At 45.8% G+C, this 17,135-nt stretch carries 17 protein-coding genes and 1 tRNA gene; 4 read left to right on the top strand and 14 right to left on the bottom strand.

Annotation, left to right across the window (positions count from 1 at the left end; genetic code table 11):
- Positions 1 to 17 precede the first annotated feature (17 nt).
- The gene (locus MHH92_RS30565) at positions 18 to 143 is read left to right on the top strand and encodes a JAB domain-containing protein (protein ID WP_445744665.1); all 126 of its coding nucleotides are present in this window, start codon (positions 18 to 20) and stop codon (positions 141 to 143) included.
- A gap of 18 nt (positions 144 to 161) precedes the next feature.
- Positions 162 to 542: a tyrosine-type recombinase/integrase gene (locus tag MHH92_RS09565; protein WP_340907653.1), complete on the top strand. Its 381-nt coding sequence runs from the start codon at positions 162 to 164 to the stop codon at positions 540 to 542.
- A 160-nt stretch (positions 543 to 702) separates the two neighbouring features.
- On the opposite strand, the gene MHH92_RS09560 is transcribed toward MHH92_RS09565, so the two are convergent.
- Positions 703 to 775: transfer RNA gene (locus tag MHH92_RS09560), tRNA-Ala, on the bottom strand.
- Between the two features lie 184 nt (positions 776 to 959).
- Complete coding sequence (nrdR, locus tag MHH92_RS09555; protein ID WP_036609807.1) at positions 960 to 1,427, bottom strand: transcriptional regulator NrdR; 468 nt, start codon at positions 1,425 to 1,427, stop codon at positions 960 to 962.
- Positions 1,428 to 1,543: 116 nt separating this feature from the next.
- Here nrdR and MHH92_RS09550 point away from each other — a divergent pair, with 116 nt between their 5' ends.
- Positions 1,544 to 1,765, top strand: coding sequence for an alpha/beta-type small acid-soluble spore protein (locus tag MHH92_RS09550; RefSeq protein WP_017689472.1), 222 nt, complete (start codon positions 1,544 to 1,546; stop codon positions 1,763 to 1,765).
- Positions 1,766 to 1,847: 82 nt separating this feature from the next.
- Here MHH92_RS09550 and MHH92_RS09545 read toward each other — a convergent pair whose 3' ends face one another.
- From MHH92_RS09545 to MHH92_RS09490, 12 genes are all read right to left on the bottom strand, one after another.
- Entirely contained in the window at positions 1,848 to 2,411 is a 564-nt protein-coding gene (locus tag MHH92_RS09545) for a lytic transglycosylase domain-containing protein (RefSeq protein WP_036609809.1), read from the bottom strand.
- Positions 2,408 to 3,004, bottom strand: a complete 597-nt coding sequence (gene coaE / locus MHH92_RS09540; RefSeq protein WP_100529451.1) for a dephospho-CoA kinase — start codon at positions 3,002 to 3,004, stop codon at positions 2,408 to 2,410. Before coaE ends, MHH92_RS09545 begins: the two co-directional genes overlap by 4 nt.
- Positions 3,005 to 3,013: 9 nt before the next feature.
- Positions 3,014 to 3,787, bottom strand: coding sequence for a manganese efflux pump (locus MHH92_RS09535; RefSeq protein WP_253507145.1), 774 nt, complete (start codon positions 3,785 to 3,787; stop codon positions 3,014 to 3,016).
- Positions 3,788 to 3,929: 142 nt separating this feature from the next.
- Positions 3,930 to 4,757, bottom strand: a complete 828-nt coding sequence (gene mutM / locus MHH92_RS09530) for a DNA-formamidopyrimidine glycosylase (protein WP_036669994.1) — start codon at positions 4,755 to 4,757, stop codon at positions 3,930 to 3,932.
- 118 nt (positions 4,758 to 4,875) lie between these two features.
- Entirely contained in the window at positions 4,876 to 7,530 is a 2,655-nt protein-coding gene (gene polA / locus MHH92_RS09525; RefSeq protein ID WP_340903416.1) for a DNA polymerase I, read from the bottom strand.
- 233 nt (positions 7,531 to 7,763) lie between these two features.
- Positions 7,764 to 8,423: a phosphate signaling complex protein PhoU gene (gene phoU / locus MHH92_RS09520; RefSeq protein ID WP_036609819.1), complete on the bottom strand. Its 660-nt coding sequence runs from the start codon at positions 8,421 to 8,423 to the stop codon at positions 7,764 to 7,766.
- A gap of 63 nt (positions 8,424 to 8,486) precedes the next feature.
- Positions 8,487 to 9,242: a phosphate ABC transporter ATP-binding protein PstB gene (gene pstB / locus MHH92_RS09515; protein ID WP_036609821.1), complete on the bottom strand. Its 756-nt coding sequence runs from the start codon at positions 9,240 to 9,242 to the stop codon at positions 8,487 to 8,489.
- Between the two features lie 227 nt (positions 9,243 to 9,469).
- Positions 9,470 to 10,651: a methyl-accepting chemotaxis protein gene (locus MHH92_RS09510; RefSeq protein ID WP_340903413.1), complete on the bottom strand. Its 1,182-nt coding sequence runs from the start codon at positions 10,649 to 10,651 to the stop codon at positions 9,470 to 9,472.
- Between the two features lie 152 nt (positions 10,652 to 10,803).
- Positions 10,804 to 11,532: a response regulator transcription factor gene (locus tag MHH92_RS09505; protein WP_036609823.1), complete on the bottom strand. Its 729-nt coding sequence runs from the start codon at positions 11,530 to 11,532 to the stop codon at positions 10,804 to 10,806.
- Positions 11,533 to 11,648: 116 nt separating this feature from the next.
- The gene (pnpS, locus tag MHH92_RS09500) at positions 11,649 to 13,469 is read right to left on the bottom strand and encodes a two-component system histidine kinase PnpS (RefSeq protein ID WP_036609824.1); all 1,821 of its coding nucleotides are present in this window, start codon (positions 13,467 to 13,469) and stop codon (positions 11,649 to 11,651) included.
- A 43-nt stretch (positions 13,470 to 13,512) separates the two neighbouring features.
- On the bottom strand, positions 13,513 to 13,860 hold the full coding sequence (locus MHH92_RS09495) for a cupin domain-containing protein (protein ID WP_036669973.1): 348 nt from the start codon (positions 13,858 to 13,860) through the stop codon (positions 13,513 to 13,515).
- A 292-nt stretch (positions 13,861 to 14,152) separates the two neighbouring features.
- Positions 14,153 to 15,025 carry an SDR family oxidoreductase gene (locus MHH92_RS09490; RefSeq protein WP_047842322.1) on the bottom strand — a complete coding sequence of 291 codons (873 nt, stop codon included), beginning with the start codon at positions 15,023 to 15,025 and terminating at the stop codon, positions 14,153 to 14,155.
- A 390-nt stretch (positions 15,026 to 15,415) separates the two neighbouring features.
- On the opposite strand from MHH92_RS09490, the gene MHH92_RS09485 reads away from it, so the two are divergent.
- Positions 15,416 to 16,975: a histidine kinase N-terminal 7TM domain-containing diguanylate cyclase gene (locus MHH92_RS09485; protein WP_340903406.1), complete on the top strand. Its 1,560-nt coding sequence runs from the start codon at positions 15,416 to 15,418 to the stop codon at positions 16,973 to 16,975.
- Positions 16,976 to 17,135: the final 160 nt, after the last annotated feature.

The following is a 17,135-nucleotide window of genomic DNA, read 5'->3' as shown; positions in this document are numbered from 1 at the left end:
ATCCATCAGCTCATTAAATGCCGCTATCGTTTATCCAAGAGAAGTATTTCATGCATCAATTAAAACATTGTAGTGCATCTATTATTTGTGCTCATAGTCACCCCAGCGGAGATTCGACACTTTCTCCAGAGGATGTAATTTAGCAAAACGTCTCCTAAGAGCTGGCGAAACTAAAGCAGCGAGTCCACAAAAAGGAAGCTCGCCGCCGATTTGACTATCAAGATCACGACTTAGTTATCAGTACAAATTCAGTAAAGCCATTAAATCCACGAAATTTACTTCTCAGTTTCTATCGACTGATAAAAAATGGAGATGTTCATCCGACTCGCTTTCATGATCTTAGACATACTGTGGCTTGTCTCATGCTTGCTGAGAACATCAACCCCAAAATTATAAAAGAAATTCTTGGTCATTTCGGATATAAGAGTAACGCTGGATATTTACTCTCATGTTTTACCTGTCAAACATCAACAAACCGCTTCTCAATATGTTTTTTAGTTCGCAATAATAATTCGACTTCAATTCATCAAAGTATCATGTGAATTTGGGGAATATTATGTACTATTTTGGACTCACACAATCTAAAAAATCATTTAAAAAATTCTCCTCTGTGACCTATTCGTGTGACCACAACAACAAATCCAATCCATTTTCACATAGCAAAAAAACGCCATCACAATAATGTGATGGCGTTCTTGATTATGGAGCCTAGGGGGATCGAACCCCTGACCTCATCGCTGCCAGCGATGCGCTCTCCCAGCTGAGCTAAGGCCCCAGGATATGAAATAGATAACTTGTCCAACCTGCAACGTTCTACAGGCGACTCCTATATCATATAAAATCCAGCTTTCGCTGTCAATCACTTTTTCAAGATCCAAAGTGATTGGAGAAGAACAACCGATTTCTCTGGTACACACGGACTGGAACTCCAGACTGCTCTTCTCCCTTTACCAACTTCACTAATCCTCCAGATCGTCTTTGGACAACAGGGATTTCAGTTCTTTCATGAACATATTGATATCTTTGAACTGGCGGTATACCGACGCAAAACGGACATACGCCACTTCATCGACTGGAAACAACTGTTCCATCAACAGCTCACCAATCTGGCGACTCTCAACTTCAGCATCGGCTGTATTACGCAGAGATTTCTCCACTTCAGATACCATCATCTCCAGGGTCTCTACGGAGACTGGACGTTTCTCACAGGCACGAATAAGCCCGCGGAGAATTTTGTCCCGGCTGAACTCTTCACGACTGCCATCTTTCTTAATGACGATCAGTGGAGTCTCCTCAATCATCTCAAACGTTGTAAATCTTCGGGCACACTGCTCACACTCACGGCGACGACGAATGGATTTTGCTTCGTTGGCCGGACGCGAATCAAGCACTTTGGTACCCATATAACCGCAATAAGGACACTTCAAAACAGATCACTTCCCACGTTTTACTTTTTACCACATATTCCCTGTACTGATTTTGTAATGAAAAACGCATTGCCGACACATAATACTTTTACCAACCCGCGAGGAGGTGAACAGCAATGGCACAAAGCAATGGTAACTCCAACAACTTGGTGGTAACTAAAGCTTCCGCAGCACTCGAGCAAATGAAATATGAAGTTGCTCAAGAACTCGGAATCAGCATCCCACAAGACGGATACCAAGGTAACATGACTTCTTACGAGAACGGTTCGATCGGTGGATACATCACGAAGCGTCTGGTAACAATTGCAGAACAGCAATTGGCAGGTCAATACCAATAATATCTGCATCGTAATACGCTACACAGAGGAGCATGGAGCGGCCGGTGAATAACCGGCCTGCTCTGTGCTTCTACTTATATACTTAGAACGTATTATAGATCTTTACATACTGATTATAATAGTAAATGACTCTTTGTACATAGTGACGCGTCTCACCAAACGGAATATCTTTCACTGTATCGAACGAGCCATCCCATACACCATCTCTAAGCCAACTGTTCACTTTGCCTGGACCCGCATTATAGGCAGCGATCATAACTGCTTCATTGCCATCGAATTGATCGGACAGATTCCGCAGATACCATGTGCCTAACTGAATATTTCGTTCTGGCTCGTGCTTCAATTCCTCCAGCGAAGTGTCGGGAATTTTGGCTTGTTCCAGTATCCAGTTCGCCGTGTCCGGCATCAGTTGCATGAGCCCAATGGCACCTCGTTTGGATTCCTTGCTTGTCTTAAAATTGGTCTCCACCTTGATAATGGAAGCAATTAGAAACGGATCAACCTCATAGCTCTGAGATTGGGCACGGATCTCTTCCTTATAATGTATGGGATAGAACCATGCCATCCAGTTTGTATTCAGAAATAACACCAGTACAAAGGAAACAAACATCAACAGCAATACACGTTTCTTACGCAATATTCTCATAACAAACCCTTACGCTGTAGATATGAGTCAATTTGCTGTTCCGTCGCAGGCCATAAGCCGCTGTTATCGATGACAATGTCTGCCAGCTGTTTTTTGCGCTCAATATCCATCTGTACATCCATTCGAGCCTCAGCCTGTGCTGCAGTCATTCCATCCCGACTCATCAAGCGATCTCGTTGCACCGATCTCGGGACATATACAACCATGACTTCCTCGAAACCGTCCTCCAGACCTGATTCGTAGAGCAAAGGAATATCAGATACCACAAGTTTATCCGGATGTTGCAACGCGTATGCAGCAGCCCGTTCGCGCATCTCTCTTCGGATCGCCGGATGTGTGATAGCCTCCAATGCCTTTCGTTCCTCTGGTTGTTCGAAAACAATACTTCCGAGCTTTTTCCGATCCAGTGTTCCATCTTCGTTCAGTATGGCTTGTCCAAACCGCTTAACAGCGGCGGCCAACACGGGATGCCCGGGCATCATAACTTCCCGGGCAATAACGTCTGCATCGATGAGCAACGCTCCCTTACTGGCGAGATAGGCGGAAACACTGCTTTTGCCTGTCGCGATCCCGCCGGTTAAGCCTATATTCATCGTTTCACCTCATAACAACTTCATTATTCCCATAATCATTAACAATAGCGCTGGCAATACAGACAGTCTTCGCATCCAGCGCAGAGCTGAGAATCGTAGGCCAACCTTCATGCCGAGTGACAGAAAAGCCCCACTAAACAGTGCAATAATGAGTGCTGTCCATAGTGTAGGGAATCCCAGAAGTGCCGCTCCCAAACCTGCTCCAAACGCATCCAGAGACAGGGCAATACCCAGCCACATCGCTTCTTGAGCAGATATACTCCCCGAGTTATCCATATCCGCCTTGGAGGGACTCCGAAGAATTTGAATGACAACGCCCAGCTTGCGCAGCTCCAGTGTAAATACCATTCGTTCCAGTGATCCACTTGAAGCCGACTGTTCCAGATCCAGTGCAAGCACCTGATTTCTGCCCTTTGAAGCCGACAGTCTCTCTTGTGCTTCTCCCACTCCAGTTACCTTTGCTTCTGTTCCCTCACCCATTCCAGTGTCTGTTTCCAGCTGTTCTTTGCCTTGCTTTCGAATTAGTTGCAACAGTGACCATGCACCAATACCTATCAATATAACAGCTCCCACGATCGAAGCGATATCCGGTGACACCACATGAGACAACAACACACCTACTTGCATCGACAAGGCAATAACCAATCCTGAACAGATCGAAATAACAGCGATAGATAACAGGGGAATCTTAGTCCTCCGTAACCCATATGTAATCCCGACTCCAAAACCATCTAAACTAAGCGCCAAAGCAAGCGCCAGCAATGAAATAAAATGATGCAGCACCCCGGACTCCTCCTCTGTGCGGTACTCGTGCCAACTGAAGATGCCAGTATGGGTATACGCCCGCTTATTTCTGCCATATCAGTATATGGAGGGAGGAATCCAAGGGTGCTATGATTTCATCATTTCGTTCATTCAGTTCATGTTACAGCAGCTGACAGTTCGGACAAAAATGCGTGCCACGGCCACCAACCACCGTTTTTTCAATTAACGTACCACAAGTTGTACAAGGTTCTGATTTGCGTCCATAGATTTTCAGTTGATGCTGGAACATCCCCATCTCACCCTGTCCATTCACATAGGACTTGATGGAAGATCCACCTGCATTCACTGCATCTTGCAACGTAGCCACAATCGCTTCATGAAGCACCGTTAACTGAGCTTCGGTCAGTGTCTTGGCGATGGTCTCGGGATGGATACCTGCGCGAAATAGAGCCTCGTCCACATAAATATTCCCGATACCAACCACATATGCCTGATTTAAAAGTACAGCCTTGATTTTGGTTGTACGCTTGCCAACCGCCTCGCGGAATGCAGTTACCGTAAAGGCTGGATCAAGCGGCTCCAGTCCCAGCTTCAGCAGAGGTTTGGACACCAGTTCCTCACCTGCATTAAACAGATGCATCGTACCAAATTGACGCACATCCTTATAACGCAATTCCGTACCATCATTAAAATGGAAGATCACATGTGTATGTTTCTCCACATCTTCATGCTGCTCGTACACACCGTACCTTCCTTCCATCCGCAGATGGGAGACAAGCACCAGCCCGTCCAGCAAAATACGCAAAAACTTGCCGCGGCGCTCCACCCCAATGACGGTATGTCCCGCGAGTTCCATTGCAAATGCATCTATGTCGTCCGGCCGCTGAATAATCCGCGGCAAGCTAACGGTAACATGATCAATCGTTTTGCCCACAATAAGTTGATTCAATGTTCTTCTGACTGTTTCGACTTCCGGTAATTCCGGCATGATGTTCTCACCTCCCCTATATTATAACGGAAGATGGCGCTCAGCGGGACCCTTTTCTTATATCTCCAACATGGAAGGGCCTATTGTAAAATACCGGAAAAACCGCGCAGCACTTGATTTATTTCGCTTCGTACCAGTTATCACCAAAGCTGACTTCGGCTTTCAGCGGAACCGACAGTTCCAATGCTTTTTCCATAACAGAAGGGACTAACTCTTTCATCAGTTCCAATTCATCCGCAGGCACTTCGAATACAAGTTCATCGTGCACCTGAAGCAACATACGGCTCTTCAACTTGCGTTCCCGCAGCGCTTCATCCATCTGTACCATGGCCAGCTTGATGATATCTGCCGCTGTTCCCTGAATCGGTGTATTCATCGCCGTACGCTCTGCGAAGGAACGCAGATTGAAGTTACTGGCATTAATCTCTGGCAGGTAGCGACGACGTTCCAACAGCGTTTTGACGTAACCATCCTGACGAGCTTCCTTCACAATGTCATCCATATATCGGCGGACACCCTGGAATACTTCAAAATACTGATCTATAAACTGCGCAGCCTCTTTACGTGTAATATGCAGGTTCTGTGATAAGCCATAATCACTTATTCCATACACGATACCAAAGTTAACTGCCTTGGCGGAACGACGCATATCCCCATCCACATCCTCAGGATTCACGCCAAATACATCCGAAGCGGTCTTTGTATGAATATCCATATCGTTGACAAACGCTTCCTTCAAGCGCTCATCGTCCGAAATGTGGGCCAGTACTCGCAGTTCAATCTGGGAATAGTCTGCTGCCAAAATGGACCATCCTGGCTCGGAAGGAACAAATACCTTCCGGATTTTGCGACCTTCTTCCATCCGAATTGGAATGTTCTGCAAGTTCGGGAATTGACTGCTAAGTCGTCCTGTTGCAGCAATGGTCTGACGATAATACGTATGCACCTTGCCATCCCGATTGGATATCTCTTTGAGCAATCCTTCCACATAAGTGGATTGCAGCTTGGCAAGCTGACGATATTGCAGAATATGCTTGACCACATCATTATAAGGAGCCAATTTCTCCAATACTTCCGCATCTGTGGAATAACCCGTTTTTGTTTTCTTCACCACTGGCAAGCCCAGTCTATCAAATAAAATCTCACCCAGTTGCTTTGGTGAATTCAGATTAAATTCCGTTCCTGACAGCTTGTAAATCTCAGCCATCAACCTGCTGATCTGTTCTTCAAACTCACTGCCTAAAGCCTGTAGATCGGCTGTATTGGCCTTGATGCCCTGTTTCTCCATGTCTGCCAATATACGTGACAACGGCATCTCCAGTTCATGGAACAGTGAATTCATCTCATCCGTTTCCAACACCTGCTCCTGAAGTGGAATAATGGCTGCTACTGCAGCAGCTTTGCGGCATAGGAAATCACCCAAGATCTCCACTTCCGGTACCTTGTACTTGGCCCCTTTGCCCATAACCGTGTCATCCTCCACAAGTGACGGCAGACCATACTTGGTCGTGAGTCCACTAATCGTCTGGTTGGATTCGGTTGGATCAAGCAAATACGCTGCCAGTTGTACATCAAATGACGCACCAGCAAATTCAATGCCATGCGCATGCAGGGCCAGGTCTACACGATGAAGATCATAACCCCGCTTTGGCTGGTCTGAATTACCAAGCCATGCCCGCACTGGAGCCGCAGCCTCGGAATGAAGCAATTCAGGAGATATGAACGTATACGTTCCAGCGGAACCTACAGCAAGTCCAATCAATTTCGCTTGGTGCGGGTTATCCCCATGTGTCTCCACGTGGAGTACATCAATGGAATCGAGGGAACTGAACAGCTCACTGATGTTGTCCTCTGTTGCAATGGAGGATTCAACTTCGGCAGCAGGGACCGCTTCCTGTTCAGAACCGATGCTACCACTGAACGACAGGCGTTCGAGCAAGGATTTGAATTCCAGCTTGGCCAATGCAGGGCCCGCATTTTCTTCTTTTAATCCAGCGAATTGCATATCCTCCCACGTCTGCTCCAGCGGAACTTCCCGGTGAATCGTCGCGAGTTGTTTGCTCATCCGGGCATCTTCGGCATGGGCCTCGATCTTTTCTTTCATCTTGCCTTTCAGCTCACTAGTGCCGTTCAGCACATCTTCTACCGATCCGAACTGGTGCAGCAACTTCAACGCTGTTTTCTCTCCAACCCCTGGAATCCCCGGAATGTTATCGGACGCATCGCCCATCAGACCCTTGAGATCAATGATTTGTAGCGGCGTCAGACCATAACGCTCCTTAATCTGAGCAGGATCATACAGCTCAATATCGGTTACCCCTTTACGCGTCAGCCCGATATGTACATGTTCGGAAGCAAGCTGCAACATATCTTTGTCACCCGATACAACGAGCACCTGTCTACCCGCTTCATCTGCGCGTTTGGTTAACGTTCCGATGATGTCATCCGCTTCAAATCCAGCGAGCTCAAACTGAGCAATGCCAAGTCCTTTCAACAGTTCCTTGAGCAAAGGGAATTGCTCTGACAACTCTGGTGGTGTTTTCTCCCGTCCACCCTTGTATTCCTGATACCCTTCGTGGCGGAACGTGATTTTGCCTGCATCAAATGCAACCATGACATGTGTAGGCTTATGCTCTTCAAGCAATCTCAGCAGCATCGTAGTGAAGCCATATACCGCATTGGTATGCAGACCTTTCGAGTTGGTCAGAGGCGGCATTGCAAAAAACGCCCTGTAAATAATGCTATTTCCATCTATGAGAATAAACTTGTCCATTCCAGCACCTCGCGTATTATATGGTCAACCTCTTCAAATTACATCTACTCTCATGATACCATACCCACCTGTCACATCAAAAAGAATAGCCTCTTTCACTTCACATTTAATCACAAAAAAGAACCTTCTCCACAGACAGCTGTACACAGCCTACCTGAGAGAAAGTCCTTTTCCATTCATATGATTGCATTACTTAATCAGTACTGATTCCCCAATTCCAAAGCAATGCTCTTCTATTGATTCAGATCCGGACGTTTACCTGTCACCAGGTATACCGTGCTCTCACCAATGTTGGTTGCATGATCGCCAATACGTTCAATGTAACGCCCAACCATCATCAGCAGCATAGCCTGAGAAGCCTGATTCGGATGCTCTGACATTAACGTGTAGAGATCACTGATCATGTGGCTATACAGTTGGTCCACCTGATCGTCCGTTTGAGCCATTTTATAGGCCAGGTCTGTGTTTTCTTTCAGGAAAGATTCGATGGATTCATCAATCATGGATTTCACGATTTCTGCCATTTGCGGGATATCCACCAAAGGTTTAATTAGCTTCTGTCCATCCATACGGAGTGTCACCTTCGCCACGTCGAGCGCAAGATCTCCCATACGCTCCAGATCACTGGAGATTTTGAATGCCACGATAATACGTCTGAGATCCTTTGCCACCGGCTGTTGTGTGATGATCAGTTTGGAGCCAAGTTCCATAATTTTGTCTTCAAGGGCATTCAGATTCGCATCATTCTTGATGATGACCTGAGCTTTCTCCGCGTTCATCGTTTGTAAACTCTCAATAGCACCATCCAATGCTGCTCCTACATGTTCACCCATTTGTTTGAGCAAGGTACGCAGCTCTTCAAGCTCCTGATCAAATTCTTTTCTGCGAATCATAGATTTCATGTCCTCCTTATCCATCATCTCCGGGTATGCCGGGATCATTCCAATTCAGCTCGCTTAACCGAACCTTCCAGATATATAATCCTCGGTTCGGGAATCTTGCGGTGTGGAGAATAACGTCTCCGTATCAGCTGCCTCCACCACTTCACCATTCAGGAAAAATACCGTGCGTCCAGATACCCGTGCCGCTTGGTGCATATTGTGGGTAACCATAACGATCGTGTACTTGTGATGCAATTCTTTCACTAGCTCCTCAATCTTCAATGTGGAGATTGGGTCGAGTGCAGACGTTGCTTCATCCATCAGTAGAACGTCAGGCTGTACAGCCAGCGCCCGTGCAATACAGAGACGCTGTTGTTGTCCGCCGGACAAACTAAGTGCCGACTTTTTCAATACATCCTTCACTTCATCCCATAGGGCAGCATGGACAAGACTTTGTTCCACCAACTGATCCAGTTCAGCCTTTTGGGTTACCCCGTGCAAGCGCGGTCCATAAGCCACATTATCGTATATGGATTTTGGAAAAGGATTCGGTTGTTGAAACACCATGCCAACTCGTTTGCGCAGTGTCTCCACTTCGATCTCATTACTGTAAATGTCAGAGCCATTCAGCATAACCTGTCCTTCCACACGAACACCCGGAATCATGTCATTCATCCGGTTTAACGTGCGAAGCAATGTCGATTTACCACAACCTGACGGCCCGATGAACGCAGTAACGGTTTTTTCCGGCAGATCCATCGATATATTTTTAAGCGCGTGATGCGTATCATAATATAAATTAAGATTTTCAATGTGAATGAGGTCCTTCATGGATGTTCACTTCTCCTTCGCTGCAGGGACACGGAAACTCCCTTTACGTTGAGACCGATACTGATAATCTTTCATCGCTGCTCGGCCATCTTTAATATCCTACCCTTTCATTGTAAAAACAGTATCACTTTCATGTTAACGGAATGTAAAAAAGACATCCTTAACCTTCATGATCTGCTTGATGGATCAATCTGATTGCTGATGTCTGCCTTATTGACTACTTTATATTACTCACTATTCGTAACCATCTCATCCAGCTTCGTACGAATGTGCTCTGCCACTTCTCCAGCTTTCCCGCCTTCCATGGCGATCTCCTCTGCTATACGAGACAAATCTCTCACCGCACTGTTCAGTTGTCGGAACGTTGCTCCCCCTGCGGTGACATGTACCGAACTGTCGTCAATCTCCGCTCCGCTTGCCTTAACCAGTTCAACAGTCTGAAGGGTCAATCCACCAATATTCTCTAACAATGAAGACATGTTCCCCGCAACCTCACGGGTCTGTTTTGCGAGCGCTCGAATCTCACCTGCAACAATCTGAAAACCTCGTCCATATTCACCGGCATGAGCTGCTTCTATGGAAGCATTCAGGGCAAGGAGACCACTCTGATCTGCCAGGGAGCGAATGGAATGTGCCATGCCTGAGCCTGTTTTGATCGAATTCAGCATGTGATCCGCATGTTGTCCTTGACTCTCCATATGCTGATGTACCCGGTTATAGGAAGCATCAACGTGTTTCAAACTCTCTTCGCCCTGCTTGGACAATGCCATGATCTCACGGGCCTCATTAACGGTCTGATTCGCTGCATGCACCAGCTTGGTGACCGCATCGTTGATTCTGGATATCTCCTGTCTGCTCTCGGTTACTGTACGTATACGCTCTTCCGTAACAGCCTGTTGCAGTCTGCGAGAGAGGGACATTACGTCTCGCATCGTCAGCACACCAAGCAGTCTGCCTTGTTCCGTAACCAGCAGACAATCGTAGAAATGCTGTTCATTCCGTCCAAGTGCGATATCAATAATCGTTGCGGCTTCCATATGAATATCTGCAATAACGGGAGATGTATTCACTACTTGTATGACCGGCTTACGGTAGAATAGATCTGCGGCAAAACGGCCATTTAACATCCGATATAACGTCTCTCGCATTAACAATCCAGTAGGTTTCATCTGCTCATCACACAATACAATACATGGGTGCTCCTGATCCTGATTCATCATCGTGGCAGCTTCTCCACAGGTGGTATGGACTCCCGCGACAGGTACCTGACGATAATAGTCCTGCAAATGGATCACAGATTCTTCAGCAACTAGTGCTACTTCAGTTTGCTCCATTATGGGTGTCGTTAATTCTTCATTATGTAAAACAACATGAGGCTGGTCAGGTTTCACTTCGAGCAACATGGGCATAAATGCGCAATCTCCTTTAATTAATACCTCCGTCTTGAGGCGGGTTATGTAGGTACAAAGCATCACTCAGATAAGTCCATGCTACTCCCTCTACGTAAAGAAAAATCTTCCTTTATGTTAAATGAACGTAAAATAAAACTCCCCGATCATTGCTAACTTGAATGATGGGGAGTTTTTCTTTTGACAACCAATTTATAACCTACACCACGAATCGAATCAATGTGAACCGATTCCGGGTCCAGCTCCAGCTTTTTACGTAATGAACTGACGTGAACGTCCACGGTTCGTTGACCTCCGATATAATCGAAGCCCCACACAGCGTTCATCAGATCATCCCTTGTCAGTACCACACCCGGCTTTTTGGCCAAATATAGAAGTACTTCGAACTCTTTCGGACGCAGACTGATGGATTGTCCACCCAGTGTCACTTCATATTTCAGAGGATAAATCTCCAGCTCTCCCAGAATAATTCGTGAGCCATCTTTGTCCTCAAGCTGTGGTAAATCTTCACCATTGGAATAACGTCTTAATACCGCATCCACTCGGGCTAATAACTCAGATACACCAAACGGTTTGGTAATATAATCATCGGCACCTGATTTCAGTCCCTGTACAACCTCGGCTTCACCGTTCTTGGCCGTCAGAATGATAACCGGTGTACTAACACCCTGTATTCTTAACTTGCTCAGAATGTCCAGACCATTCATGCCCGGAAGCATCAAATCCAGCAAAATGAGATCAAATTCCTGGGACAAGGCCCGATCATATCCTGCAGATCCGTGATCCTCTGCCGTAACGTCATAACCTTCCTGTGTCAGGTTATACGTGAGTAATCTTGATAATGTAGGTTCATCTTCAATAACTAGTAAACGCTGTGCCATGATACCCCTTCTCTCTTCATAGGTTGTCTGTTGCCACAACACTTTTTCTATCATAGCACTAATTTGTTAACGCGGTGTAAAACAATACACACTTTTTACATTTTGATACTAGACGCCTACATCTCTTCTTCCTGAATGAATGGAAGGATCACACGGAACGTTGTCCCCATGCCCAGTTCACTCTCTACAGACAATTTGCCATGATGCAATTCCACCAGATGTTTAACGATGGAAAGCCCAAGGCCTGTGCCTCCTGAATTACGGGATCTGCCTTTATCAACACGATAGAACCGTTCGAAGATTCGCGGCAAATCTTTTTTCGGTATGCCAATTCCTGTATCTGACACCGCAAAGACAACTTCATCATCGTTATCCATCGTCACCTGTAACTTCACTCGTCCACCATCGGGGGTATAGTTGATGCCGTTCGATAACAGATTGATGAAAATCTGCTTCATCTTGTCCTCATCCGCTTCAATGTACAGTTCCTCCGGAACATGCATTTCCAGACGAATTTGCTTTTTCTCCGCCACCTTGGACAAGGTGCCCAGCACCATTTCGAAGAAAGAGTGTACATGCACAGGTGAGCATTGCAACGGTGCGCGTTTCGATTCAATTTTGGATAACTCCAGAATATCCCCGATTAATCGGTTAAGTCGATCTCCTTCATCATAGATGATTTTCAGGAATGATCGCTCTGTCTCCTTATCCTGTACCCCGCCGCTGAGCAACGTTTCGGCAAACCCTTTGACCGCAGCGACTGGTGTCTTGAGCTCATGAGAGACATTTGCAACAAACTCACTGCGCATGGACTCCAATCGGCGAATCGCCGTCACGTCCTGCAACAGGAACAACATGCCTCGATACCCACCATCATCTTCGGACATCGGTACTCCATCAATACGGATCAGTTTTTCCTCCGGGTTGAACACACTCACTTCTTCATGCATCCGTTCTTTCAGTGCAACACTCTCTTCAATGGTGCGAGTTAATTCGTAGTGTCTTTTCAATTCAGTATAAGGTTTACCCGTAACCTTTCCTGCCTGAATACCAAGCATACGCTCCGCTTCCCGATTGACCAGTGCAATGGATTGCCCTGCGTCGATCATGACAATACCTCCGGTCATGTTCGCGAGGACACTCTGTAACAACGCTTCATTGTCACGGATCGTCTTCAGTTGGGACTGCAAGCTGTCTGCCATTCCGTTTATGGCAAGCCCCAGCTGTCCGATCTCATCTCTACGCGTTACATCAACTCTGGCATCGTATTCCAGCTTGGTGATCCGATGGGCCACTTTTGTAATATGCTCAATCGGGGAGGTTAATCCACGTGCAACCCGATAACTGACAAACGCGACAATTAAGAACAATAGCCCAAGTGCAGCAAACATTATCATCCAACCACGCTGAAGCCCTTGATCCACAGCCTGTAGACTCATGGATAGACGAATGTAACCATCAAATTTGCCACTAGGTATTTCAATCATGTCACTTTGATCCGAATTCACAGGTAGTGCTACATACAGCATGTCTTGTCCCAATGTCTCACTGTAACGTATGGATTGCCCGTATCCATCTCCGACGGCACCCTTAATCTCCTCACGGTTCAAGTGATTATCCATGGAGGCCGGATCACTCTCGGAATCCCCAATGACCATGCCGTCTTTATTGATGAAGGTTACCCGGGAATCCGTCAGACGATCCAGTTCCAGCGCCCGATCTGAATAATACTTTCGTGTGGCTTCCGAGGTAGGATCACTTGCATCATGGAATGGAAAAGTTGCTTTGAGCAGATTAATTTCGCGCACCATGGTTTGCTCCAATGCGGCTATATGCGTAGTCTTAAACACTCTGCCCATCGTATATCCAGCCACAATGACGGATACGCCGATCAGCACCATCATAATGATGGCAAGGCGAATTCGGAACGGTCTCATCTATCTCTTCCTTTATGATCAGATTAATATCTAATGAATTGCTCTACATTGAATCCAGTTCAATTCGGTCCCCACGGGTACCCGGATTGGAAATTACAAGAAACTCCACTTCTTCGTCGCTCCGATTCATCATCTGATGCGGCATTCCGGGTGCAATCTCTATTCCTTCATGGGTTTCCAGCACAAACGTCTCTCCATTAAGTTCCATACATGCTTCACCGCTGAGGATGAAAAAAAACTGACGGCTTACCGAATGATAATGTCGTATTTCAGCCGTTCCTGCGGGCATTCGTTCATGAATAATGCTCAGTGTTTCATTTTGAACGAGATGCCAACCGTCGCACTGTGCACCCCATATATAATGTGCTGCATTCTGTTTACTCATTTTCATATGACTTGTCCCTCCGAGTATAATTGCTCGATCTATCATATCACAGATTAGGGGACTCCCAATCTTTTCAGTCAGTACTTTGCAATACGCTATCAACTGCAGTGAGACAAGGCTAATAATAAAATATCATAGTTGTATCAACAGAGATGCCGACTTTTGTAAACAGGTGCTATCCGCATCTTTGACATACATATTCACCTGATATAAAAAAGACGCACCGCTCAGCCATGCTGAAAGCGGTACGCCTCTCTATATAATCAATCCTATCCTGAATCTAAACGTTCTTAACGTATTATCCGTTCACCACTTCGCCACCATTCACATGCATCACCTGTCCGCTTACATACGAAGAGTCATCCGAAGCAAGGTATACGTAAGCGGGAGCCAGTTCATCCGGTTGCCCTGGCCGCTTCATTGGCTGCGTTGCGCCGAACTCACTTACTTTTTTCTCATCAAATGTGGATGGAATGAGTGGTGTCCAGATCGGCCCTGGTGCAACGGCATTAACACGAATTCCCTTCTCAATCACATTCATCGATAGCGAACGAGTGAACGAAGTGATTGCTCCTTTGGTAGATGAATAGTCAAGCAGGGTTGGGCTTCCGCGATAAGCTGTGATAGAGGTTGTATTAATAATCGTACTGCCCTTCTTCAGATGTGGCAGGGCTGCTTGCGTCACATAGAACATGCCAAAAATATTGGTACGGAATGTACGCTCCAACTGTTCTGGCGTAATATCCTCCAGATTCTGCTGTGGATGCTGTTCTGCTGCGTTATTCACGACAATGTCCAGTTTGCCCAGTTCATCTACTGTCTGCTGAACCGACTTCTTCGCAAAGGCATCATCACCAATGTCACCTGCAATCAAGATGCACTTGCGTCCTTCTTGTTCGACCTGACGCTTCGTTTCCTTGGCATCTTCGTGCTCGCTCAGGTATACAATGGCGACATCCGCGCCTTCCTTGGCATAGGTAACAGCAACAGCACGTCCAATTCCGCTGTCACCCCCTGTAATAAGGGCCACCTTACCCGTCAGTTTACCTGCTGCCTTGTATTCAGGCTTCTCAAATTCCGGTCTGGGATGCATCTCCGATTCAATACCGGGGCGTTGATCCTGATGCTGTGCTGGCATTGTTTTTTGATTTTGTTGTGTGTTGGTTGACATCTAACATTCTCCTCTCAAAATGTGAACATGTTTGGATTACAGAAGACATGGACCCTAACTGTATACTTCCTTGTCTTTCGTTCTCTGAAAAAGTCTCATTCTGTAGGATGGCATGAACAGTTCAGATTATTCTTCTGCGATGAACAGCAACTTAAGCCTCAGCGTGCTGTCTCTAATCGTTATTTACCACTCTCTTTAGATATCAAACAACCAATTTGCTTCAATGCCTGTTTGGCCAAAAATTCGAAATTTATTCGAAATTAGACTGTTTCATGATACAAAGTGTATTCCTATGCTGCTTGGGCTGATGTACAATGTACAGTATACTGATGTGCTTTAACTCTCATCTTTATTGGTTTAATCATTCTAACCTAACATGGAGACCTGACAATGGAATCGCATATTAATTCATATATAACACTCGTCGCTACTTCAGCTGTGCTGAATGTCTTTTTGTGTTTATATACCTATTTCAGAAGATCCGAGATTCCCAGTTCCAAAATATTCATTCTCTACACAGCAGCACTCTCCATATATACTTTTGGTTATGCGATTGAGCTAGCCAGCAACACGCTGGAACAGATGATGTTTTGGACCACCGTGGAGTATATAGGCATGCCCTTCTCCGCATCTCTTGGCCTCATGTTGATGATAAAGTACACAGGAAAAACGTTATCCAAAAAGGTAACTGCCGCGCTGTTTGTAATCCCTTCCATTACCCTAGGTATGGTTGCAACCAATGACTTTCATCATCTATTTTATAAAAAAGTATGGCTAAGAGAAGATAGTCCCGTTCCTCTGATGGATATCGCAGTGGGTCAATGGTATGTTGTACATGGTGCATTCACCTTCTCCTGTCTGTTATGTGCCTGCCTTATTCTGATTGGACAATGGAGACACACCAAGAAGATGTATCGTCGTCAATTACTTACTCTCATTACTTCACAGATTATTCCTATGGTCGCAGCTTTTCTGTATTTGCTTGGTTTGACCCCCGGCGGGATGGACCCCGTCCCCGTGCTCATGTGTATCACATCTGCCATGTATATCTGGGCCATTCTATCCTCACGTCTACTGACCATCGTACCCATCGCCAAAGACAGTATTTTCGAGAGCATGCGTGAAGGTGTAATTGTACTGGATAGTTTCAATCGACTGGTCGATTACAACAGATCTCTGCGTGACATGTTGCCAGAGCTTAATACAACCATGATTGGCCAACCCTTGGATGATATCTGGCTTAATCTTGCTGGAAAGACATTTCCCGTTGAATACGGAAGAGAAGGATTGCAAACTGATCTGTACTGGCAGTTAAATGGAGAGACCGTCTGTTATCAGGTCAGGACATCTTACGTATATAACAAGGATGCACAGACTGTGGGCAGTCTAATTATGTTAATTGATATAACGGAACAACGCTTCTTGCAAGAACAGCTGAAACAGTTGGCTTATTTTGATGGTCTGACCAAAATCTATAATCGCACTCAATTTTTGCATAGAGGACGGGAGATTTTGAGTGAAGCTCAGCTTAACCCGCAACCTGTTTCATTTATTTTATTTGATATTGATTACTTTAAACGCATCAACGATACATACGGGCATGATGTTGGCGATCAGGCCATCATTCATGTGGTCTCTGTTTGTAATCGATATTTAAGCCCTGAGATGTTGTTTGCCCGTTATGGAGGCGAAGAGTTTGTCATCGCTCTTCCGAATACCTCGCTTCAAGAAGCCGAGAAACTTGCCGAACAACTGAGAGTTGCCTTGTTGAATGACCCCCTGGATGTTAAGGGAGTGCTTATTACGCTGACCTCAAGCTTTGGTATTGCCCAGTACAATGGAGGGTCAGATTCGCTGGAGTCCTTGTTACGCGATGCTGATACTGCCTTGTACGAATCCAAGCGTAATGGTCGAAATGCAGTGCGGGCGTATACTGTGAGTACAACCTAACCAATGTAGACCTTGTCAGATAAATATGTATGATGATATGTATGGTAGTGATCCCTCTAGTTCCAGTTCAAAATAAACCGAGTACTGCTGATTTCATCTTGGTAATAACAAAAAATAGACAGCCAATGAGGCTGTCTATTTTTTGTTTGTTCCAACGAAA

Source organism: Paenibacillus sp. FSL M7-1414 (genome assembly GCF_038003195.1).
Taxonomy (GTDB): Bacteria; Bacillota; Bacilli; order Paenibacillales; family Paenibacillaceae; genus Paenibacillus; species Paenibacillus amylolyticus.
The sequence above is the reverse complement of the archived record's forward strand: the minus strand, read 5'-3'. Positions and strand labels throughout refer to the sequence as shown.

Coding starts and splice junctions, on each gene's coding strand:
- MHH92_RS30565 (WP_445744665.1), top strand. CDS start 18: ATGCCGCTATCGTTTATCCAAGAGAAGTATTTCATGCATCAATTAAAA.
- MHH92_RS09550 (WP_017689472.1), top strand. CDS start 1,544: ATGGCACAAAGCAATGGTAACTCCAACAACTTGGTGGTAACTAAAGCT.
- MHH92_RS09545 (WP_036609809.1), bottom strand. CDS start 2,411: ATGAGAATATTGCGTAAGAAACGTGTATTGCTGTTGATGTTTGTTTCC.
- coaE (WP_100529451.1), bottom strand. CDS start 3,004: ATGAATATAGGCTTAACCGGCGGGATCGCGACAGGCAAAAGCAGTGTT.
- mutM (WP_036669994.1), bottom strand. CDS start 4,757: ATGCCGGAATTACCGGAAGTCGAAACAGTCAGAAGAACATTGAATCAA.
- polA (WP_340903416.1), bottom strand. CDS start 7,530: ATGGACAAGTTTATTCTCATAGATGGAAATAGCATTATTTACAGGGCG.
- phoU (WP_036609819.1), bottom strand. CDS start 8,423: ATGATTCGCAGAAAAGAATTTGATCAGGAGCTTGAAGAGCTGCGTACC.
- pstB (WP_036609821.1), bottom strand. CDS start 9,242: ATGAAGGACCTCATTCACATTGAAAATCTTAATTTATATTATGATACG.
- MHH92_RS09510 (WP_340903413.1), bottom strand. CDS start 10,651: ATGCCCATGTTGCTCGAAGTGAAACCTGACCAGCCTCATGTTGTTTTA.
- MHH92_RS09505 (WP_036609823.1), bottom strand. CDS start 11,532: ATGGCACAGCGTTTACTAGTTATTGAAGATGAACCTACATTATCAAGA.
- pnpS (WP_036609824.1), bottom strand. CDS start 13,469: ATGAGACCGTTCCGAATTCGCCTTGCCATCATTATGATGGTGCTGATC.
- MHH92_RS09495 (WP_036669973.1), bottom strand. CDS start 13,860: ATGAAAATGAGTAAACAGAATGCAGCACATTATATATGGGGTGCACAG.
- MHH92_RS09490 (WP_047842322.1), bottom strand. CDS start 15,025: ATGTCAACCAACACACAACAAAATCAAAAAACAATGCCAGCACAGCAT.
- MHH92_RS09485 (WP_340903406.1), top strand. CDS start 15,416: ATGGAATCGCATATTAATTCATATATAACACTCGTCGCTACTTCAGCT.